The organism is Sporosarcina sp. P18a, assembly GCF_002743135.1.
Lineage (GTDB): Bacteria > Bacillota > Bacilli > Bacillales_A > Planococcaceae > Sporosarcina.
The window spans coordinates 1,159,536-1,182,441 of the sequence record NZ_PDYQ01000001.1; the positions used below are offsets into that span (position 1 = coordinate 1,159,536).

At 40.6% G+C, this 22,906-nt stretch carries 22 protein-coding genes; 1 reads left to right on the plus strand and 21 read right to left on the minus strand.

Annotated features, from left to right (window positions below; genetic code table 11):
• Positions 1-50: 50 nt before the first annotated feature.
• From CSV75_RS05925 to yneA, 6 genes are all read right to left on the minus strand, one after another.
• A complete protein-coding gene (locus CSV75_RS05925) occupies positions 51-287 on the minus strand; it encodes a YneF family protein (protein ID WP_029053123.1) in 237 nt (78 codons plus the stop codon).
• Positions 288-397: 110 nt separating this feature from the next.
• A complete protein-coding gene (gene sirA / locus CSV75_RS05930) occupies positions 398-838 on the minus strand; it encodes a sporulation inhibitor of replication protein SirA (protein WP_099675092.1) in 441 nt (146 codons plus the stop codon).
• A 141-nt stretch (positions 839-979) separates the two neighbouring features.
• On the minus strand, positions 980-2,986 hold the full coding sequence (gene tkt / locus CSV75_RS05935; protein WP_099635981.1) for a transketolase: 2,007 nt from the start codon (positions 2,984-2,986) through the stop codon (positions 980-982).
• Positions 2,987-3,094: 108 nt separating this feature from the next.
• Positions 3,095-3,331 carry a DUF896 domain-containing protein gene (locus CSV75_RS05940; protein ID WP_099630993.1) on the minus strand — a complete coding sequence of 79 codons (237 nt, stop codon included), beginning with the start codon at positions 3,329-3,331 and terminating at the stop codon, positions 3,095-3,097.
• 67 nt (positions 3,332-3,398) lie between these two features.
• Entirely contained in the window at positions 3,399-4,049 is a 651-nt protein-coding gene (locus CSV75_RS05945; protein ID WP_099672234.1) for a YneB family resolvase-like protein, read from the minus strand.
• Complete coding sequence (gene yneA, locus CSV75_RS05950; protein WP_099630992.1) at positions 4,049-4,375, minus strand: cell division suppressor protein YneA; 327 nt, start codon at positions 4,373-4,375, stop codon at positions 4,049-4,051. The genes CSV75_RS05945 and yneA overlap by 1 nt, the downstream gene beginning before the upstream one ends.
• 195 nt (positions 4,376-4,570) lie before the next feature.
• Between yneA and lexA the strand changes: the two genes are divergently transcribed.
• Positions 4,571-5,191, plus strand: coding sequence for a transcriptional repressor LexA (lexA, locus tag CSV75_RS05955; RefSeq protein WP_099630991.1), 621 nt, complete (start codon positions 4,571-4,573; stop codon positions 5,189-5,191).
• A gap of 54 nt (positions 5,192-5,245) precedes the next feature.
• Here lexA and CSV75_RS05960 read toward each other — a convergent pair whose 3' ends face one another.
• The 15 genes from CSV75_RS05960 to recA all read right to left on the minus strand — a co-directional run bounded on the left by CSV75_RS05960 (position 5,246) and on the right by recA (position 22,791).
• A complete protein-coding gene (locus CSV75_RS05960) occupies positions 5,246-6,505 on the minus strand; it encodes a methionine gamma-lyase family protein (protein ID WP_099630990.1) in 1,260 nt (419 codons plus the stop codon).
• A 94-nt stretch (positions 6,506-6,599) separates the two neighbouring features.
• Positions 6,600-6,824, minus strand: a complete 225-nt coding sequence (hfq, locus tag CSV75_RS05965) for an RNA chaperone Hfq (RefSeq protein ID WP_099630989.1) — start codon at positions 6,822-6,824, stop codon at positions 6,600-6,602.
• Between the two features lie 40 nt (positions 6,825-6,864).
• Positions 6,865-7,797, minus strand: coding sequence for a tRNA (adenosine(37)-N6)-dimethylallyltransferase MiaA (gene miaA, locus CSV75_RS05970; RefSeq protein ID WP_099675093.1), 933 nt, complete (start codon positions 7,795-7,797; stop codon positions 6,865-6,867).
• On the minus strand, positions 7,781-8,707 hold the full coding sequence (locus CSV75_RS05975; protein WP_099675094.1) for an alpha/beta hydrolase: 927 nt from the start codon (positions 8,705-8,707) through the stop codon (positions 7,781-7,783). Before CSV75_RS05975 ends, miaA begins: the two co-directional genes overlap by 17 nt.
• Positions 8,704-10,344 (minus strand): glycerol-3-phosphate dehydrogenase/oxidase, encoded by a 1,641-nt coding sequence (locus tag CSV75_RS05980; RefSeq protein ID WP_099675095.1) that lies wholly within the window; start codon positions 10,342-10,344, stop codon positions 8,704-8,706. The genes CSV75_RS05975 and CSV75_RS05980 overlap by 4 nt, the downstream gene beginning before the upstream one ends.
• Positions 10,345-10,371: 27 nt before the next feature.
• A complete protein-coding gene (mutL, locus tag CSV75_RS05985) occupies positions 10,372-12,195 on the minus strand; it encodes a DNA mismatch repair endonuclease MutL (RefSeq protein ID WP_099675096.1) in 1,824 nt (607 codons plus the stop codon).
• A gap of 5 nt (positions 12,196-12,200) precedes the next feature.
• Positions 12,201-14,768, minus strand: coding sequence for a DNA mismatch repair protein MutS (gene mutS, locus CSV75_RS05990; RefSeq protein ID WP_099675097.1), 2,568 nt, complete (start codon positions 14,766-14,768; stop codon positions 12,201-12,203).
• A gap of 196 nt (positions 14,769-14,964) precedes the next feature.
• Positions 14,965-15,465: an immunoglobulin-like domain-containing protein gene (locus CSV75_RS05995; RefSeq protein ID WP_099675098.1), complete on the minus strand. Its 501-nt coding sequence runs from the start codon at positions 15,463-15,465 to the stop codon at positions 14,965-14,967.
• 116 nt (positions 15,466-15,581) lie between these two features.
• Positions 15,582-16,211: an outer spore coat protein CotE gene (cotE, locus tag CSV75_RS06000; protein WP_369825354.1), complete on the minus strand. Its 630-nt coding sequence runs from the start codon at positions 16,209-16,211 to the stop codon at positions 15,582-15,584.
• 48 nt (positions 16,212-16,259) lie between these two features.
• Positions 16,260-16,694, minus strand: coding sequence for a YlbF/YmcA family competence regulator (locus tag CSV75_RS06005; RefSeq protein ID WP_029053137.1), 435 nt, complete (start codon positions 16,692-16,694; stop codon positions 16,260-16,262).
• Entirely contained in the window at positions 16,694-18,241 is a 1,548-nt protein-coding gene (miaB, locus tag CSV75_RS06010) for a tRNA (N6-isopentenyl adenosine(37)-C2)-methylthiotransferase MiaB (protein WP_099675099.1), read from the minus strand. Before miaB ends, CSV75_RS06005 begins: the two co-directional genes overlap by 1 nt.
• Positions 18,242-18,390: 149 nt before the next feature.
• Positions 18,391-18,660 carry a stage V sporulation protein S gene (locus CSV75_RS06015; RefSeq protein WP_099630978.1) on the minus strand — a complete coding sequence of 90 codons (270 nt, stop codon included), beginning with the start codon at positions 18,658-18,660 and terminating at the stop codon, positions 18,391-18,393.
• Between the two features lie 92 nt (positions 18,661-18,752).
• Positions 18,753-19,550: a TIGR00282 family metallophosphoesterase gene (locus CSV75_RS06020; protein ID WP_099675100.1), complete on the minus strand. Its 798-nt coding sequence runs from the start codon at positions 19,548-19,550 to the stop codon at positions 18,753-18,755.
• A gap of 67 nt (positions 19,551-19,617) precedes the next feature.
• On the minus strand, positions 19,618-21,177 hold the full coding sequence (gene rny, locus CSV75_RS06025; protein WP_099630976.1) for a ribonuclease Y: 1,560 nt from the start codon (positions 21,175-21,177) through the stop codon (positions 19,618-19,620).
• Positions 21,178-21,729: 552 nt separating this feature from the next.
• The gene (recA, locus tag CSV75_RS06030) at positions 21,730-22,791 is read right to left on the minus strand and encodes a recombinase RecA (RefSeq protein WP_085133293.1); all 1,062 of its coding nucleotides are present in this window, start codon (positions 22,789-22,791) and stop codon (positions 21,730-21,732) included.
• Positions 22,792-22,906: the final 115 nt, after the last annotated feature.

The following is a 22,906-nucleotide window of genomic DNA, read 5'->3' on the forward strand; positions in this document are numbered from 1 at the left end:
AAAATAAAAAATCTCCGTGTTAGCGAATTTGCTAATCACGGAGTTTTACTTTATTTTTTTTTGGCTGGCTTGTCTTGAACCTTGTTCATTTGAGCCATCATTTGATTAATTTTCTTTTGAGAAGGTTTCTGTCCCATTTGCATCATCATCATACGTAACATTTGTTCATTAATTGGCGGATTGTCCTTCAAATAATTCATCATATATTTACGTGCTATGAAAAAGCCGAGAGCTACTCCGCCGATCAAAGCGACGACGATCAATAAAATTGCTATCCATAAAGTCATTACTGCCAAACCTCCCTCATAAAAATAGTTCGATTACATACTACCAAGAAGGATTATACAACATAGCAGCAGTGAATAGCAATGACTGTATGCAAATTGTGCGGAAGTTTTTACATCATCGAATTTTCTAGTATCATGCGTTCAGAGTGTTTAAGTGGTTTGAGCCACCCACATTCTTCCTGTTCATTCATCACGGCAAAAAAACGATCTGTTGAAGAGGATAGCGCTACAAATAAATCTAGATCCAACATCCGTGATCCTTGACAATACACTTGTATACTATGCGCACCCATTTTGATGAAGACTTCTCCTTTGATTAAGTGTGTCAAACGGTATTCATTATGATATGAATCCAGTTCATCAAAACTTTTCGCCAAGTTATTCTGAATGATATGATCTAGTTCTCTTTGATTTAATTGATCACATAAATATTCAATTTCATGATAGTTCGTAGAAGGACCTACTGTTAGTAGCTCAAATAATAAACGTTCACGCCCCATTATGAAGGATTGATACGCTGACTTAATTTTAAAAATTTCATACTTCCTCATAAAGAACACCTCCTACTATCTATCATAGAACTTGTCCTTTGTAAATCGTGTCAGTTTGCGGAAAACTTCCTCACTTTTATTGTCGTAAAGCTGCGCAAAAAAACACACGGCTCTTTAATAAAAGCCGTGCGTTAGGTCAGTTTATTTATTTACTAGATTTGTCATTTCCTTCACGACATTTTCAACCGTAAAGCCATACTTTTCAATGACTAAGTCGCCTGGTGCACTTGCACCGAATGTATCGATTGCCATGACAGTTCCTTCATCGCCTGAGTATTTATGCCACCCGAGAGAAGCGCCCATCTCAATCGCCACTCTTTTCTTGATGTTCTTTGGCAGAACAGAATCTTTATATGCTTGATCCTGCTTCTCAAATAGATCCCAAGAAGGCATGGAGATAACACTAACGTCGATACCTTGCTCTTTAAGAGCTTTCTGTGCCTCAACCGCAAGACTTACTTCCGAGCCACTTGCAAGTAGTAAACCGTCCGCTTGCTCTTTAGTAGCAGATGATATGACATACGCACCTTTTGGTACATATTCCATCGCAAGTTCTTGTGATTTAGGCAATACTTCAAGGTTTTGTCTAGACAATACTAGGACAGTTGGCGTGTCTTTTGAAGTGGTAGCAATATGCCATGCCGCAGATGTTTCATTTCCATCAGCAGGGCGGATGATAGACAATCCAGGCATCGCACGTAATGAAGCCAATTGCTCCACAGGTTCATGAGTAGGTCCGTCTTCACCGACCGCCACGCTGTCATGTGTGAAGACATAAGTCACAGGTAAGCCCATCAATGCGGACAGACGAATAGCAGGACGTACATAATCACTAAACACGAAGAATGTTCCGCCAAACACTTTCACCCCGCCATGGAGAGCCATGCCGTTTAAAGCCGTCCCCATCGCGAATTCACGAACGCCAAACCATATATTACGGCCCGCATAGTTGTCTACAGTAAAATCACCTGCATTCTTAATCGTCGTCTTGTTTGAACCTGCAAGGTCCGCACTACCGCCGAATAAAGCTGGAACTGCTTTCGCTAATGCATTGATTGACTCACCGGATGCTGAACGAGTCGCTACAGAAGCACCCGCTTCATAAACTGGCATTTGTTCTTTCAAATCAGTTGGCAGTTCATTTGCAATTGCTTGTTTAAACTGTGCCGCCAATTCCTTATGCTCGTTTTCGTAGCTTGCGAATAAATCATTCCATTGTTGCTCTGACTGAACACCCAGTTGATCCGTTGCTGAATTAAAACGGTCATAGACTTCTTCAGGAACGTGGAAGTCCTCTTCGAATGTCCACTTGTAATACTCTTTCGTAAGTGCCATTTCATCTTCACCTAATGGCGCACCGTGTGCATCTGCTTTACCAGATTTGTTTGGTGAACCATAGCCGATCACAGTTTTCACTTCAATGATTGTTGGCCCACCGGTATTGCCTTTTGCTTTTTCGATTGCATCAGATACTGATTTTGTATCATTGCCGTCTTCTACTCGTGCGTAGTTCCAGCCATATGATTCAAAGCGTTTTCTAATGTTCTCAGAGAATGACATATCCAAATCGCCATCTAAAGAAATATCGTTACTGTCATAAAGTACGATTAGTTTGTTTAACTGAAGGTGACCTGCCATCGAGATTGCCTCTGCTGCTACACCTTCCATCAAATCACCATCTCCACAAAGTGCATATGTGTAGTGATCTACAATATCGAAACCTGGCTTGTTATACGTTGCTGCAAGATGTTTTTCAGCCATTGCCATACCTACAGACATACCAATTCCTTGTCCAAGTGGTCCAGTAGTTGCTTCAACTCCCACTGTATGTCCATATTCCGGATGTCCTGGTGTCTTTGAATCCCATTGTCTGAAATTTTTCAAGTCATCAATCGTCAGACCATAGCCACTTAAATGCAACAAGCTATAGAGTAACATCGAGCCATGTCCTGCCGAAAGTACAAAGCGATCACGATTGAACCATTGTGGGTTTGATGGATTGTGGTGTAAATGTTGCGTCCATAGTGTATAAGCCATCGGTGCTGCGCCCATCGGTAATCCGGGGTGACCAGAATTTGCTTTTTCAATCGCATCGATTGATAATGTTCGGATTGTCGTTATTGCCAGTTGATCGATTTTTTCGGTCATGCTGTACATCCTTTCCGTCCTGTCTCATATGAGTGTTTTATAGTACATATTCCTTCTCTAGTGTAGTCAATTCCACGGTTAATTACAATGTTAATCCTTTACCTATCATCAATTTAGTGGTTTTTGATTCGCTCTAGCTTGTTTGACTTTTTCAGGTGTTACGTCATTTCCTTCTGGATCCATTACTTTGACCGATTCGATAGTTTCACGCATACTGGAACGGAATGTTTCCAAGTATTCCTTTCTGAGCTGGGTCTGTTCTTTTGCTTCCTCGATCGATAATCCTGTTGTTTTCTTTTTATTTGCCAATTCATTAATACGTTTTATTTTCTTTTCTGAGAGCATCTTTAAAAACCTCCATAAGTTAGTCGTTTAATAAAATGTAAACAACCTGGAGGAAAAGTGCAACCTATTAGTGTTCTTGTGCCATAAACTCTTTATATCTTCTATGAACCGTGGCCTTGCTGACAGCATGACCTAATCCATTTAACACGTTTGCAATTTCTTCATATGTAAGACCTTTGTTACGAAGCGAGACAATTTCTTCTATCGGAAGCTCAAGTCTTTCACGCCCCACTCCTTGGTCAATATTTCGCAAATTCTTCGATGGATCATAGCCCCTGTCAACAGCACGCTTCATCCCTCTACGTATTTTTGCATTATGTAGTTTGCGTTGGTATTCTTCTACGATTGCCAGAATTTCCAACAACATCGAGTCCATTTCATTCAATTCTATCGTACCGTTTGAATGATTGGTAATCACGATCGTTTCACTTTTGGCAATTACATGCAATATCGCGACTCTTGCATTGCCCCGCCCTAATCGTGTTTCGTCTTGAATGAATACTGCATCCACTGAACCGTTTTGAATTCGATCCAACATGGACAGAAGACCTTCACGATCCATGTCATATCCACTCTGACGATCTGTATAGATTCCAACGCAATCATATGATAATTCAGCAGCTAATTTTTCTAGTTCTTCTTGCTGCCTTACAATAGATTGTTCTTGTGTTTCTTTTTCCGTACTTACTCGGCAGTATATTACACATTTCTTTTCCATTATTTAGATCCCACTCCTATTTCAGCTACTCGAATATCTGTTTGTTTGTTAATTTTAACAGGCACACGCAGTAATTCACCTGAAACGATTTGATCCGTAGGTAATTCATTTAAAGAACGTACCTGTTCGATCCAGTGAGTAGTTGGTATATCTTCCGAATAATTAGAAGCCAACTGCCACAGTGTATCTCCTTCATTAATAACGATCTCCATATAGTGATCTTCCTCAGCCATTTTATCGAATTGAACCCAAGCAAATGATACACAAACTACTAATAATACTGCAAAATAATAATTATTTTTAATAAATTCTTTAATAATCTCCATCATAACTCCTCCTCTAATTTACGCTTTTAGAATACATGTTCGGAATACCTGTTCTTAATTATAAGAGAACATATGATTCTATGTCAAGTGAAATTAGAACCTTTGTTTGATTAGTAATCGAACACATGTTATACTATATTCAAAATAGTGGTTCAGTATTCCATTGCTTGCAAACTAGTAGAAGAGGTGAATCTGTTGAAGAAAATATCAAAGAGACAAGAAGAAATACTTGCGTTTATAAAAGAAGAAGTACGTTTAAAAGGGTATCCCCCTTCCGTTCGTGAAATTGGAGAAGCTGTCGGTCTTGCATCAAGTTCTACGGTCCACGGTCATTTATCACGACTCGAAAGTAAAGGTTTCATACGGAGAGACCCGACAAAACCTCGCGCCATTGAAATATTGGATCCAGAGGGATTGGACGAGTTAAAAAGTGGTGTTATGCATGTACCGTTGATCGGTAAAGTTACAGCAGGTAATCCAATTACGACGATTGAAAATATTGAAGAGTACTTTCCTTTGCCGGATACATTCGGTTCATCTGAGGATGAAGTCTTCATGTTGGAGATTGTAGGGGATAGCATGATCGAAGCGGGCATCCTAAACGGAGACCGCGTGATTGTCAGACAAACGCATTCCGCAAGTAATGGTGAAATTGTCGTGGCTATGACAGAAGAAGATGAGGCAACAGTCAAACGTTTCTTTAAAGAGAAAGATTATTTCCGACTCCAACCAGAAAACTCCTCTATGGAGCCAATCATTGTAGATCAAGTTTCTATACTAGGAAAAGTGATCGGTGTATTCCGTATGATTCATTAATGATCAAAAAAGTGTATCGAGAAACCTCAATAGGTTTTCGATACACTTTTTTCTTTATACCAATTTCTTTTCAAGTAATTGTTCCATAGAATCTAGTACTGCGGATTTTATATGCTCGTAAGTCAATCCTCCTTGAATATATGCCGTATATGGTGGCCTAATCGGACCGTCAGCTGTCAATTCAATACTAGAGCCTTGAATGAACGTTCCCGCGGCCATGATGACGTCATCAGCATAACCAGGCATATAGGAAGGCTCCGGTGCATATTGGGCATTGATTGGTGAATTTTGCTGAATCATTTGGCAGAATGCAATCATTTGTTTAGCGTTCTTAAAATTCACGGATTGAATTAAATCTGTTCGAAGCTCACTGTAATGCGGAGTCGTGTCCATACCAAAGCTGCCTAAAAATGCGGATGTGAATAGCGCACCTTTAACGGCCTGACTGACTACGTGTGGTGCCAAGAAGAAACCTTGATACATCTCCAGTAACGTATCGAGAGAGGCTCCTGCTTCAGCCCCAAGACCGGGAGATGTCATACGATATGCACACTTCTCAACCAAGTCTTTCTTACCGGCTATATAACCACCTGTTCTGGCAAGTCCACCACCTGGATTTTTAATGAGTGAGCCCGCCATAAGATCTGCTCCAACTTCAACAGGCTCTTTCATTTCCACGAATTCTCCATAGCAATTATCTACAAAGATTACAACGTCCTCTTTCATGTTGCGGATTTCCTTAATAATCGCTTCAATTTCATGGATTCTGAATGATGGATTGCTTGAATAGCCTTTAGAACGTTGAATCGCCACGATTTTCGTCTTCGATGAAATCATTTCTTTTGCTTTTTCAAAATCAACAGAGCCATCTTCTTTCAAATCAATATGCCGATAAGAAATTTGAAAATCCTCTAGTGAACCTGTGTCTTTGCCATTTCCCGAAACGATAGACTCCAACGTATCGTATGGTTTACCTGTGATATATAGAAGTTCATCACCCGGGCGCAATATTCCAAACAAGCTAATCGTAATTGCATGTGTGCCGGAGATGATTTGATTTCTTACGAGACAGTCTTCCGCACCGAATACATCTGAGTATACTTTTTCCAATACATCACGACCGCTGTCATCATAGCCATACCCAGTTGAGCCCGATAAATGAAAGTCGCTTACATGATTTTGTTTGAATGCTTGTAAGACTTTTCTTTGGTTAAAAAACGCAATTTCTTCTACCGTCTTCACATACGGAGCGATTAGTTCTTCCGCTTCTTGTGATCTAGTTAGTAATTCTTCATTAATGGGAGTAATTTGCATGTGTAGTACCTCATTTCATTTTGTCATATCCTATTTTAGCAGATGGAGTCTATATACCAAACGAAAGACAACAAAAAAACAGGCAAGCGCCTGTTTATAGTTCATCTTTTAAAATTACTGGTTTTGCAGGAGAATATGTGGAAATCGCATGCTTATAAATAAGTTGTTGCTTACCTTCAGTTTCCAGTAGAACCGTATAATTATCATACGACTTAATTAGACCTTTCAACTGAAAACCATTTAATAAAAAAATCGTAACAAATGTGTTATTCTTCCGTAAAGTATTTAAAAACGTATCTTGCATATTTCCTTGTGCCATTCAATTGCCTCCTTGTCACTGTTATGTAGTTATTCCATACTCACTTCTCAAAATCCTTTATTATCTTACAGGTTGTTTGAAAAATTTCTTCCTCTGACTGATTAGCATCTACCCACTGGACAGGCAACTTATTACGGAAGTATGTCAGCTGCCTCTTTGCGTAATTACGTGTGTTTTTCATTACCGCCTCTATTGCCTGCTCTTTTGTCAATTGTCCGTTAAAGTAGGAAATGAGTTCTTTATAACCTATCGCTTGTACTGATTGGGTTTGACGAATTCCTTTATTCCAGAGTTGCTTTACTTCATTGAACAATCCCGCCTGAACCATTTGTTCCACACGCAGATCGATTCGTTTATACAGTAATTCTCGCGGAAGATCTAATCCAATAATTAAAGAATGGTACATGGGTTGATTCCCTTGCTGCTGTTCATGATCTTGTTTTGTTTGACCTGTCACTTCAAGGATTTCTAGCGCACGTACTAGACGTCTATGGTTATTTGGGTGTATTTTTTCCGAACTTTTCGGATCCAATTCTGCAAGTCGTGCATGTAATACATCCGCGCCTTTTGATTCAAGTTCCTGTTCTAAGCGCGCTCGCACTGCAGGATCAGCCGCTTGTTCTGTAAATCGATAATCAAACAAAACGGACTGAACATACATACCACTACCACCGACAATAATAGGTAGTTTTCCGCGAGATTGAATATCCGCTATCCATTGTCTGACTGCTTGTTGATATTCCGCTACCGAAAACGATTCGGTTGGTTCTTTTACATCAAAGAAATGGTGCGGGATTCCTTGCATTTCAGAACGATGTATTTTTGCTGTACCGATATCTAATTCTTTGTATACTTGCATGGCATCTCCATTAATGATTTCCCCATTAAATGAATTTGCAAGTGCTATGCTAAGTGCTGTCTTCCCTGAAGCAGTCGGTCCTACGACTGCTAGTACATCAACGGGTAGGTTCATGTCGTTTCATCCATTCTACGATAGTCGTATACACATGTTTATAGTTGGTTTCCTGAAGCATTTCATGTCTTCCGCCTTCATAGAGCACGACAGTGACTTGCTGTTGATTCGCTTTATCAAATTGTTTGGCTACTTTCCAAACACCTTTCGCACGGTCTCCTACTAAATCATCTGTACCTGAGAGTAATAATATCGGCAGTTCATTTGGAATGTTCAATAAGAATTCGGGCGCTTCCAAAGAATTTAATCCTTCTAGCAATACACGAAACATTTGTGCAGTAGGCACGAATCCACATGCTTCGTCTGCTTGATATTCCGTTACACTTTCTACATTGCGTGATAACCATGCAAATTCCCCTTCATCAGGAAATTGTTTGGAGTAATTGCCAAAGACCAAACCATTCAAAAACTCATCCGGTTGCTCTTTAGGTAACGTATTTTCTCTGTACGTAGCTAATGCAATCGCAGCATGTGCCATGAGTTCGGAATTGGTCCCAGTACCCAATAAGACCACTTTACTAATCGTTGAACCGTATAGTTGGATATAACGTCTTGCAACGAACGAGCCCATACTATGTCCGATTAGTACTACCGGAAGCTCGGGGTATTGCTGTTTATAGGATTGATTCACTTCAAACGCATCGTCTACCAATTGATCGAAGGAAGCAGAGTCACCCAGATAGCCGTATACATAGCCGTTTTCTACAGCTGTCTTACCGTGACCCCTCTGGTCATGCAACGTCACGACATACCCTTGTGATCGCAAGTACTGTGCGAATCGTTCATAGCGACGGCTATGTTCAGCCAGTCCGTGAATGATATGCACACGGCCAATCGGATTTGTTTTAGGTATATAACTTATACTATACACTTTAGTGCCGTCACGCATTTCTATCCATTGATCTGTCATGAACTTGCACTTCCTTTCGCTTCCGCAACCGCATTTTTTAAATCATTTTCATAGATGGTTTTCTCGCTTTCCGTATAGTGCAGTAACTTTGCCATGTAGTTTGTTACTTGTGTCGCCAATGATTCCACCACATCAATTTGGAAATATAAATCCCCTTTTCTACGGATAAAGAAATCACTTGGCGATGTGACCATTTCGCAATGAATACTATATAAAATTTCTGCACGTAAACTTATTGGCAAGTTATTCTCTTCCGCTGAAATCGCATGGGCGAATTGGAACACTTGATCACTATTTCTTCCGTAAAATGAAGCCAAACGTGCTCCTTGCTGTGAAGTTAAGCCGAACAATGGTGCTCTTGTAGCTTGCAGATCAATAAATTGTTTTAAAGCTTCATCATCTATGAAATCGCTTCCTGAAACAGCGATATTCTTTGTTTCACATCGCTTGATAGATGGTTTTTCTAGCTGTTCATCAATTCGATCCACTACGACTTCCGCCATCTGTCGGTAGCCTGTTAACTTTCCTCCTGCAATCGTCAGCATTCCAGGAACTGTTTCCCACAATTCATCTCTTCGTGATATTTCAGATGCATTCTTGCCTTCTTGTGCAATCAATGGGCGGATTCCAGCCCATGTAGATTCCACATGTTGACGTTGCAAATGAATACTTGGGAAGGTTTCGCGAACCGCATCGATGATGTAGTGTATGTCATCTTCTGTCGCTATCGGATGCTGTTTATTATCCGTATAAAATGTATCCGTCGTACCAATATACGTTTTATTATCCCGTGGAATGGCGAATAACATCCGGCCATCTGAGTTATCAAAATATACTGCTTGCTGTAACGGGAAAATAGATTGATCTACTACGATATGGACGCCTTTTGTGCTATGCAATTGTTTCGTTTGCTTGCTGTTGATTTTCTTCTGCAACTCGTCAACCCATGGACCCGATGCGTTGATCACCATAGAAGCCGCTACGGAGAATCGTTCACCGGTTAGTTGATCACTTAAGACCGCTCCCACGACACGATCCTTCTCAAAGTTGAATTGTTCGCACTTCATATAATTCAGGCAAAGCGCACCTTTTTCTGCCGCTTTCTTTAGTACCTCAATCGTCAAACGCGCATCATCAGTCTGATACTCCACATAATGCCCGCCACCTTTTAACCGTTCCTTTTTCAGTAATGGTTCAAGTTCGGCCGTTTCTTCTTTCGTTAGCATTTCACGTCGTTCAGTGGGCTTAACACCTGCTAGTAAATCGTAAATGAGAAGTCCAGCAGAAGTAGAGTACTTGCCATACGTTCCTTTTTGATAGATCGGCAATAGCATCGGTCTGGACTTCGTGATATTACGAGAATTACGGAAGACGATTTCCCGTTCCCTTCCCGTTTCTGCTACTATTTTCACTTCTAGTTGTTTTAAATAACGCAAACCACCATGTATCAGCTTTGTTGAACGGCTAGATGTACCCGCCGCAAAATCTTGCATATCAATTAGGGCAACCGAAAATCCTCTAGCAGCCGCATCCAATGCGATACCCGCACCTGTAATTCCTCCACCGATAACTAATACATCGAATGAAAAGGTTCTCAAGTCCTGAATTCTGCTTGATCTTTCTAATGTAGAAAACATATAATCGCTCCTCTCTGATACGCACTGTTACATCACTCTTTTAAACATTTTCTCTAATTCATACGTTGTAAAATGAATCAATACCGGACGACCATGTGGACATGTATAGGGATTATGACAAGCCCCTAGATCAGTGAGCAGTCGTTCCATGTCTTCTTGTCTTAAGTAATAATTTGCTTTGATAGATTTTTTACAACTCATCATTATTGCACTTTCTTCACGCAATTTCTCGACATCTACTTTGCGTTTCTCGAGTACTTGCTCAATCATTTCTTCTATAATCGAAGTAGCTTGTCCTTCAGGGAACCATGAGGGATACTCTTTCACTGTATATGTCGCTGGACCGAACGCTTCCAAAAACACCCCGACTTCTTCTAGTACACTCTTACACTCTTCGATCTTCACTTGCTCATCAGCCGAGTAGTGAAAAACAAGTGGCAAAAGCAATTGCTGACGTTCACCCGCATCCACCTGACCGAGCTTCACTTTAAAATATTCATATTTGATTCGCTCTTGCGCTGCATGCTGATCAATCAAATAAAATCCATCTTCATTTTGTGCCACTATATATGTCCCATGAACTTGTCCTACAGGTACAATGGAAGGAAAATGATTCATCTCCTGCTGTTTCTGCTCAACGACAGGCTCTTCGGGCACTGATTCTTCCCGCGCCTCAAAAACGGCTTCAGGAAAGACAGGTGAAGGTTGTTCTATAATAGGTTCTTCCACAGGCGTAATGGTTGGCTGAGTTTCATGTTCATGTAACGGAATCGTTACTTCCGGCCGGCGATAAGGTGGCGTCCAAATTGTCTGCTGCTCTGAGTCTCTTTTTATAGGCTTTTCTTTTTTTACTGCGTCGGGAATAATAGTGACTCCTTGAATAGCCTCTTTGATGGCTTCCTTTATCAAAGAAAATAATTCGCCTTCTTTACTGATACGGATATGGCGCTTCGCAGGGTGAACGTTAACATCTGTTAAAATGGGATCTGCTGTAATATCAATGACTGCAATCGGAAACCTTCCAATCGGCAAATACGTGTGCATCGCATCGATAGCTGCCTGTGTCCCTGCATAGCTTTTAATCCAACGGCCATTCATTAGAAGTGAAATATAGTTTTTTGATGCGCGTGTCATCTCAGGAAGTGTAATAAAACCCTTCACTTTGAAATCAGCATCTTCTTTTTGAAACGGTATCATTTTACGTGCAACCGCGACACCATATATATCTGATAATACCCGTAATAAGTCTCCTGAACCCGATGTTCTAAGAATTTCATGATGATCGTGAGTTAATGTAAAGGATATAGTAGGATGACTTAGTGCTAATCGATTTAATAAATCTATCGTATGTCCAAGTTCCGTCTGAATTGTTTTCATATATTTCAAACGTGCCGGTGTATTAAAGAATACATGTTGTATGTGAAAGTCTGTACCTTTTCGTAATGCTCCTGGTTCATATTTCAGAACTTTACCGCCTTCAATTTCCACTACAGCCCCTTCAACACCATCCGAGGTCCATAACGATACTTTTGATACTGCAGCGATACTTGCTAATGCTTCTCCACGGAAGCCAAGTGTACGGATTCGAAATAGATCATGCTCATTAGATATTTTACTGGTAGCATGCCTTTCAAAACAGCGGATCGCGTCTTCTTCAGACATCCCTTTGCCGTTATCGGTCACACGAATCGAAGTTAAACCTGCCTCAATAAGAGATACTTCTATCTTGGTACTTTGCGCATCAATCGCATTCTCCACTAACTCCTTGACGATAGAAGCAGGACGTTCCACCACTTCCCCCGCCGCAATTTTATTGGCCAGTGTGTCTTCCATGATGTGAATTTGATTCATCCGCTTCACCCCTTCTTCTCTGTTGTCAAGCGTTCTTTCCATTCCATTATTTTTTGCATAGTTTGCATAGGTGTCATATTCATCAAATCGACTGCTTCAATTTCATCAAGTAATTTTTGAGTTTCCGCTGAAAGCGTCGGTTCACTATCTGTCTCAAACAAAGCCAACTGCTCCGAAACCGAAGACACACCTTTTGGTGAGCTGTCTTCCTCAAATCGTTGTAATAAGGTTTTTGCACGTCCAACCACTTCTGCAGGAAGGCCCGCAAGTTCAGCGACATGAATCCCGTAGCTTCGATCAGCTGCTCCTGGTAGTACTTTGTGCAAAAACACGACTTTACCATTTTGCTCTTTCGCCGCGACATGGACATTCAACAACCGATCCAAAACGTTTTCTAGTTGTGTCAGCTCATGATAATGCGTAGAAAACAATGTGTTAGCACCGATTTCTTCGTGAATATACTCCATCATCGCTTGTGCGAGTGCCATCCCGTCATACGTGGACGTTCCGCGCCCAATCTCGTCAAATAACAATAGGCTGTGGGACGAAGCATGGGCCAATGCATATTGAGACTCCATCATTTCCATCATGAATGTACTCTGTCCAGACGCCACATCATCTGCGGCTCCAATTCGTGTAAAGATTTGATCTGTAATAGGCAGTATAGCCTTTTCACAAGGGACGAAACAACCGATTTGAGCCATCACTACGGTCAAAGCGACTTGGCGCATATACGTACTTTTACCAGACATATTCGGACCGGTTATGAGTAACATATTTTCATCTTCAGCTAGCGTACAAGAATTCGGTGTATATAATGAATGGCTCATCATTTTCTCTACAACTGGATGTCGGCCATTTTGAATGTCAACAGCCTTTCCTGTATGAAATTCTGGTCGGACATATTGATTCTTTTCGGATACTTTAGCAAATGACAGCAAAACATCTAGTTCACTAATTACAGAGGCCAGTTGTTGAATTCTTTGCACATCGCCCTTCACTTGTTCACGAATCGACTGAAACAAGTCAAGTTCCAATGTCTGGCTATCTGCTTCCGCATTTAAAATCAGTTCCTCTTTTTCTTTTAGTTCCGTTGTTATATATCGCTCCGCATTCGCGAGTGTCTGCTTACGCTCATAGCGTGATAAGTCAGCTAAATGAATATTGGACTTGGTTATTTCAATATAATATCCAAAAATCCGATTATAACCGATCTTCAACGTTTTAATTCCTGTTAGCTGCCGCTCTTTTTGCTCCAGCTGCGCTAGCCATGTCTTTCCGTTACGAGATGCATTACGAAGTTCGTCCAGCTTTTCATGATAGCCGTCTAGAATGAGTCCACCTTCTTTACTGGATATCGGTGGGTTTACTGCAATAGCATCCGTCAACAATTGGTATGTTTCCCCGCAAGGATCCATTCGATCAGCAAATCGCTGTAACATCGGTCGCTTTGATTCTTCAAGCAATTGTTTTAGTTTCGGTATATGCGACAGTGAGTTTCGTAACTGTGCAAGATCACGTGCACTTGCACTGCCCATAGAAATTCTTCCCGCAAGACGTTCTACATCATATACATCCTGCAATTCTTCCAGTAATTCTTCACGCAAAAAATACTCATCCAGTAAGTTGTTTACCGTTTCTAGACGTTCTTCAATCGCTTGGCGCTGCGCCAGAGGCTGGTGAATCCACATCCGTAATTTCCTCGCACCCATCGCTGTAACGGTTTCATCAAGCACCCAGAACAACGTGCCTTCTTTTTTGCCCGAACGAATAGTTTGCACGAGTTCTAAATTCCGCATCGAGTTCGCATCAATCGATAACTTTGCATCTTTCTCTATATAGATGAAAGGTCGAATATGACCAAAAACCATCTTCTGCATACGGAGTAGATATGATTGTAATTTACGGCAAGATTCCTGCAACTCTTCTGGCAGATGCTCATATGTATCGTGAGCAATGGATCCTGAATGCTCCGTATCTTCTATTGAAAGCATGATTTCGCGGCTTTCAAACAGTTCCGCCAACATCACATGAAGTTGTTGATCCACAACAATTTCCTTCATGCTAAGAGCTTCTATTTCCGCTAGTAACGTGCGCTCGCTTCCTTTAATCAACTCTACTTTTCCTTCTCCAGTGCCAACATCAAGGTACGCCAATGCATAACATTGATTTCCCAAGCTATCGATAGCACCGATAAAATGATTGGCTTCAACATCAATTGTTTTACCTTCTGTTAATGTCCCAGGTGTAATCACTTTCACAACTTCACGTTTCACAATTCCCTTTACGTTGCGCGGATCCTCCATTTGTTCACATATTGCTACTTTATGACCTTTATGGATTAATGTTTCAATATATCCAGTTGCGGAGTGATAAGGTATGCCGCACATAGGTATCCGTTCCCTTGCGCCAGAATCCCTACTCGTTAACGTGATTTCTAATAATGCAGATGCGTTGACGGCATCCTCAAAAAACATTTCATAGAAGTCCCCTAAACGGAAGAATAAAAATGCGTCTGTATGTTGCTCTTTAATTTTCAAATATTGTTTCATCATTGGTGTATGTTCAGACATGGTAAACCCTCTTTTTCTCGCTCATTTTCTATACATTATACCAAACACCCTAGGAGTTAACGAATCAAAAGGGGTTGAAGTAATTGTAAAAGGAGAATAGACATAGGTAATCAACTAAATATCTCTCTTTATGAAAACTATCTTAGCTTTTGATTAGCTGAAATAGTTTATAATTATCTATATCTATCTACCGCAATCATTCTAATTCGTGTTTGGAAGTCACTATAAATGGCACAGCAAGTGTTACTGTATAATAGGGTGCGACAGGTTTCAAAAAGATTTTCACTAAGCGATACTGACCGGGGATGAGTGTCACTCCAATGGTTTCTACAGAAAAGGAATGTTGAGTATCTTTTCCTGGCGAAAGCAAATTACCCAAATTAGTAAATTTTGGATTTTCATAGAATACGGAATCAGAATGTGTCAGAGTGTACCATTTGTCATTTTTCCTTACTTCTATTTGATAGTATTCACCATATTCATAAACGGTTTGACTGTCATTCTTTAATATCGTGCGGAACAACGGCGTTCCTTCCTCGTATTGATGTTCTACCATTAGGAATGTCAGACCTTGCGCATTGGCCATTAATTTTTGTTCGGGTGAAGGAGCTGTAAGAGTTTGAATTTCATTTCCTGTCGCGCATCCTGTCAGTAGTGTCATTACAGATAGAAGTGTAAGCCATTTTATCTTTACCATAGGATCTCCTCCTATCTATAGACTACATTTATTATTGCAAAACTCACTTGACCTGCATCATATTCTTCTACTCAACGTAAAAAAAACAAATAAAAAAAGCCGGTGAATCCCGGCTTTTAGAATGGTGAATCTTTACGTTGTGGCGGTTGGTGTGGTCTTTCTTTATTCGGCACTTCATTATTCTTTTTTTCCTCCATCACAATAGACGAAGATTCTGATTCTAGTATCGGCCAATCTTCATCATATGGATGAGGATGGATGGTTACAGAGACTTTTGTTTCACCAATCATCTCAACCAATAATTCTCTCTCAATGGATATTGAGAAGTTTTGACCGCATTCAGAAATACTTGCCTCTGTACAGTTGGGATGCTGTAATACCGTGACAATCGTTTCTTCTTTAGCAGATGTCGGCTCATCGCGGTAATGCAATGCGATTTTATCCTTATAAGGAATCGATTCAGTAAAGACGGACGTTTTAGAATGATCATGATGTGAGTACCAAACATTCACGTCGAAACTACCTGTTACTTCCACATGCGAGCCGACTTTCTTTGCTTGTTGCGTGTGATTGATCACCCAGCAACCCAATATGCTGGAAGGACGATTAGGTGGCTTCAGCAGCTCAGTTGTTTCCGAACGATGCTTTCCTTTGGCAATAACAGCTTTCGTTACAATTTGTCGTAAGTTTTTCAGTTTTCTTCCTCCTTCTTTGGCTTCTATCCATCCTATGCAACAGCTGCCCAGAAATTGAAAAAAATCGGCAAGGAATTTTATCCTTAACCGATTTTTTATTTAAGAAAGTGATTTTTTTTGAGTATTCTCTACGTATGATCCTGTTTCACCACGTAATAGATCGCCGCCAGTAGACTCGATAATCTCATCCGTCACGCTGTTTGCAATCGTATTTGAAACCAATTGAAGCAAGTTATTCACTTCATCTTGTGACTGTTTAAATTCTTGAACCAATGGAATCGCATCAATTTCACCTTGAACTTGTTCAATTTTCTTTTCGATCGCTTTTAACGCTCGTTCTTTTTCGTAGTTTTGGAAATTCACTGCTTGGGTTTGAAGAGATTTCATACTAGCAATTTTCTCACGTACTTTTTGGTTTTCATTGATTTGTGCTTCTGCACGTTTATAAAACTCTACTTCTTCCGTGTTTGCCAACATATGTGCCAAATCGCGTGCTTTTTCTATAATTTCATCTTTCGTAAACTTCTTCTCCATTATCCCATCACCTTTTCTTGTTGGACTACTCCAATGAATTCACCATTGAGTGACCAAGATTTTGCTTCTTTAATACGAACTTCTACAATTTCACCAATTACAGAACGCGGCGCTACAAAATTCACTAGTTTACTTTTTTCTGTATAGCCCGCCAGTACATCGGGATTTCTTTTACTCTCCCCTTCAACTAGCACTTTAACAATTTGTCCTTCGTAAGGCTTCATTGCTGCAGCAGACATATCGTTCACTAGCTTGTTAAGACGTTGCAGGCGTTCCTTCTTCACTTCCATTGGTATATTATCTTGCATCTTAGCCGCTGGCGTACCTTCGCGTGGTGAATAAATGTATGTAAACGCCATATCAAAACCAACTTCACGATACAGAGACATCGTTTCCTGAAATTGTTCTTCTGTTTCATTTGGGAAGCCTACGATAATATCCGTTGTGAGTGATAGATTAGGTATTGCGGTTCTAATTTTATCCACCAGTTCTAAATAACTTTCTCGCGTGTATTTACGAGCCATAATCTTCAGCATTTCAGATGAGCCCGATTGTACAGGCAAATGAATATGATCTACCAAGTTCCCACCCTTTGCTAGGACTTCAATCAAATGGTCGTCGAAGTCGCGAGGATGACTTGTAGTAAAGCGAATTCTTGGGATATCAATTAACCGTAACTCATCCATCAGATCACCTAGACGATACGTAATATCACCGAAATCTTTTCCGTATGCATTTACATTTTGCCCTAGTAAGGTAACTTCTTTATACCCTTGTGCGGCTAATTGGCGAACTTCTTGAATGATATCTGCTGGGCGTCTGCTACGCTCTTTACCGCGCGTATATGGCACGATACAGTACGTACAGAACTTATCGCATCCATACATGATATTCACCCATGCTTTAATCTTACCGTGACGGACTTTTGGCAAATCCTCGATCACGTCGCCTTCTTTGGACCACACTTCAATGACCATCTCTTTAGACATATACGCTTCATGTAAGATATTTGGCAAGCGATGGATGTTATGTGTTCCGAAAATCAAATCCACTTGATCATACGTTTTTAAGATTTTATTTACAACAGATTCTTCTTGTGACATGCAGCCACATACTCCGATTAGTAAATCTGGGTTTGTCAGTTTGAGTGGTTTATAATGCCCTAATTCTCCAAACACTTTGTTTTCCGCATTTTCACGGATTGCACATGTATTGAGTAGTATGACATCAGCTTCTTTTACATTTTCAGTAGCATCATATCCTAATGCCATGAGAATACCAGCTATTACTTCCGTATCATGTTCGTTCATTTGACAACCAAATGTTCGAATAAAGAATTTACGACCTTGTCCCATTCCTTTAAAGCGCTGATCTATTTGAAAGTTATCGTGATATTCCACTTCTTCTTTCCCGCGTTTTTTTGCGTCTTTTAGAGAAGGCCCGCTATACACAGACTCGAAATATTTGCTATAGTCTTTTTCTATAATGTCTCGTTTCGATTTGTCATTTGTTACGAGTCCAGCTTGCAAGCGCTGTTCTTCATTCATTGCAGAAGCCCCTTTCTATTACTTATCGGGAAATAAGCATACCTAATGTTATTATACTGAACTTTTGTATGATATGACAGCAAAGCGGAAAAATGTCGCTGGTTTGTCATGAAAAAAAGACCACAAATGGAATCGTGGTCTTTTGTATTCTACTTACGTTCCTTTTTTTCAACGAAAAGTTTGAGCGCTGTTCTAGCTTCTCCGTTGATTTCGATATCGGTAAAGGCAGGTGCGCAAACTAGATCGCCTCCACTTGGTGCTACGAATCCTCTTGCGATAGCAATTGCTTTTACTGCTTGATTTAATGCACCAGCACCGACCGCTTGGATCTCGGCAAAGCCTTGTTCACGGATAACTGCAACCAATGCTCCTGCTACTGAGTTCGGATTTGAGCGAGATGATACTTTCAAGGGACTCACGATATTTCCTCCTTATTTTGCAATGTCTATGGAACGTGTATATTCCATACGACATCCTATGATAGGCAAGGAGGATTTAGACACCTGGATAATTAGTTTTTGAACGGATGATCTTCGTTAATTCGGATTCTTTCAATCTTATGCGCTTTACCGGTTTTGTCATCCAATTCCACAAACATGCCGTTTAGCTGTGGTCTTCCACTTTTCGGTACTTCAAAGCGGGTTGGCAAGTTGGTATAGAAGCGGTACAATACGTCCTCTTTTTTCATTCCTAAAATTTCATCATACGGGCCGGTCATCCCTGCATCTGTTAAATATGCAGTACCCCCTGGCAAAATTCGTTCGTCTGCAGTTTGGACATGTGTATGTGTCCCCACAACGACAGATACTTTTCCGTCCAAGTGCCATCCCATTGCAATCTTTTCACTTGTTGCTTCTGCATGAAAGTCTACAAAAACCAATGGTGATGTTTGCAAGGCTTCTTCTACTAGTTCATCTGCTTTAGCAAATGGGTCATCATGTGGCGGTAAAAATGTGCGACCATGTAAATTAATTACGGATAGTGTAACCCCATTTTTCGTAATGGACGTCATGCCTTTACCGGGGGCTTGTTCTGAGAAGTTGGCAGGACGAATCAAGTAATCCACTTCGTCAATGAAATCATAAATTTCACGTTGATCCCATGTATGGTTTCCCATCGTAATGACATCTACTCCCGCATGCAATAAATCATGGTAAATGGATTTTGTAATTCCTCTGCCTGAAGCTGCATTTTCACCATTCGCGATAATTACGTCCGCTTGATATTTTCGCTTCAAACGCGATACATAATCCATTACCATTTCTCTTCCCATCGATCCTACAATATCTCCAATAAATAGTACTTTCATTTGTAACAACCTCTTTCCAAAATGAAAACAGCTTCCAAACGAATCGGAAGCTGTTTTGTGTTAGGTATTATTTTGCATACTCTACTGCGCGGGTCTCCCGTATGACCGTCACTTTGATATGCCCTGGGTAGTTCAATTCTTCCTCGATTTGTTTTCGTATATCACGTGCTAAGCGATGTGCGGTAATATCATCAATCTGTTCAGGACGAACAATGATTCGTACTTCCCGTCCAGCCTGAATGGCAAATGATTTCTCCACACCTTCATATGATTCCGAAATTTCTTCGAGCTTTTGCAGACGTTTAATATAGTTTTCCAATGTTTCACTGCGAGCACCTGGTCTTGCTGCAGATAATGCATCTGCCGCAGCTACAAGCACTGCAATAACAGAGGTAGCCTCTTCATCACCGTGATGGGAAGCGATACTGTTAATAACAACTGGATGTTCCTTATATTTCACTGCCAACTCTTTACCGATCTGCACGTGACTGCCTTCCACTTCATGGTCAATCGCTTTACCGATATCATGTAGTAAACCAGCACGTCTAGCAAGTGTTACGTCTTCGCCAAGCTCTGCTGCCAGTAAACCTGTTAAATAGGCTACTTCAATAGAGTGTTTCAAGACGTTCTGTCCGTAACTCGTACGGAAGTGCAAACGACCAAGAATTTTAATCATATCCGGATGCAAGTTGTGGACACCTACATCGAACGTAGTTTGTTCTCCTTTTTCCCGGATTAACTCGTCCACTTCTCTTCTGGATTTGTCGACCATTTCTTCGATACGTGCAGGATGAATTCGTCCATCCTGAACCAATTTCTCCAATGCCAATCTTGCTGTCTCTCTCCGAACTGGATCAAAACCAGACAGAATAACAGCTTCTGGCGTATCGTCAATAATCAAATCAATGCCCGTTAGCGTCTCAAGTGTACGAATATTTCGTCCTTCACGACCAATGATGCGACCTTTCATCTCATCATTCGGCAAATTAACAACGGAAACTGTAGTTTCTGCCACATGATCTGCCGCAAATCGTTGCAATGCCAGTGATAGAATTTCACGTGCTTTACGCTCGGATTCCTCTTTAGCCCGTTGCTCAGATTCTTTTGTCATAACAGCAATATCCGTAGAAAGCTCTTCTTCTACATCTTCCAAGATGATTCGCTTTGCCTCATCTTTTGTTAAAGAAGAAATTCTTTCCAATTCGGTCTTCTGTGTAGTAACGAGTTGTTCCGCTTTGCGTTCCATCTCTTCAATATGCTGTTGTCTTTCTAATAGCGCATCTTCTTTGCGCTCTAGACCTGCTTCTCTTTTATTGAGCGCATCATCCTTGCGATCAAGGTTTTCTTCACGCTGTAAGAGACGGTTTTCCTGTTTCTGTAATTCCGTCCTTCTCTCACGGACTTCTGTTTCTGCTTCAATCCGCAGTTCGTGAGTTTCATCTTTCGCTTCTAACAGTGCCTCTTTCTTTACTGACTCCGCTTCACGCTTCGCCTCTTCGACGAGTTGGTTGGCAGTATGTTTGGCACCAGTTACTTTTGAATCATTCACATTTTTCAATATAAAAAAGCTAACAACTGCACCGACGATGAGACTTAGCAAAACGGAGATGAGTATTTCAATACCCATTGAGGTCACCTCCTCCTGCTTATTCTTTTCTTTTCAGTCGGCTCGTATAATCAATTTTGCCACGGCGAATACATTCACTTTACTAGTTACCGAAGCTTCCCGGTAATGTCCCGATGATCTGTGAAAACGCCTAAGGCTTAACTTAATCCAACGGGTAGTAGAAAACCTGCTGTTTCGGGACTAATTTTCTATTGATGTCACTACTTTTTACTTAACTTTTCATTTTGCTGAATTAAGTTAAAATCAACATACCGCCAAAAACAATTGATTGGTTTGTTAAATATAGGACGTATATAATACGCCACTTTAATTGTATAGTTGTATTTTTATTGTGTCAAGGAATGATGAAGGAAAATTCATTCCTATAGATACTTTTTGTTTTGTTTGCAAGAGTCTTTCCACTTTATATTTCACTTATTCATTCAAAAAATATTTTAGTTCCATAAAGGCAAAAAGTATGTCATTCCCAAGCTCATGATCTAAACAGGTCGACGAGAATAATTTTTATAAAAAAACCGCCATTAAATTGGCGGTTTTGCTAACATATACGACTTACTTCTCTTCTGAAAGTGTAAGTAAATCATCAAGCTCGTCTTCTTCATCATGGGCTGCAATCACATAGTTTGTTGCATTCAAACCGTATGATTCACGAATCTTGGACGCAATTTCATCACGCATTTTCAAGTTTTCCTTCAAGAATTGTTTTGCGTTTTCACGACCTTGACCTAAGCGCTCGCCTTCATAAGAATACCAAGCACCACTCTTTTGGACTACTTCCAATTCAGATCCCAAATCTAGAATTTCACCTTCTTTTGAAATCCCTTCACCATACATGATGTCTACTTCCGCTGTACGGAAAGGTGGAGCTACTTTGTTTTTGACGACGCGAATCCTTGTTTTATTCCCCATAATATCGTTGGCTTGCTTGATCGCCTCACCTCTACGTACTTCCAGACGAACAGACGCATAGAACTTCAATGCTCGTCCACCTGGCGTTACTTCCGGATTACCAAACATGACTCCTACTTTTTCACGAATCTGGTTAATGAAGACCGCAATCGTATTTGACTTATTAATAGCACCGGAAAGTTTACGCAATGCTTGAGACATCAAACGAGCTTGCAAACCAACGTGCGCGTCACCCATCTCGCCTTCGATTTCAGCTTTCGGTACAAGTGCTGCTACCGAGTCCACTACCACGATATCTACTGCACCTGAACGAACAAGTGCCTCTGCAATTTCCAATGCTTGCTCACCTGTATCCGGCTGTGATAGTAGCAACTCGTCAATATTGACACCTAGCTTTTGTGCATAGACAGGATCTAGTGCGTGTTCTGCATCAATAAATGCCGCAGTACCACCGCTTGCTTGCACTTCTGCAATTGCATGCAATGAAACGGTTGTTTTACCGGAACTTTCCGGTCCATATATTTCAATTACTCGTCCACGTGGATATCCGCCTATTCCTAGCGCCGCATCCAAAGCTAATGAACCTGATGATGATGTATCAATTTGAAGATCTGTTTTTTCTCCCATTTTCATGACAGAACCTTTACCGAATTGTTTCTCTATTTGTTTTAATGCCATATCTAATGCCGCTTTACGATTGCTCAATTACAATTCCTCCTCAAACTCTTTTTCTACTCTTATTATACCTTTTCCCAACAGAATACACAAGAATTAAACGAACGGGTATTCGATAAGTCTGTTATAGAAATTGAAAAACAAG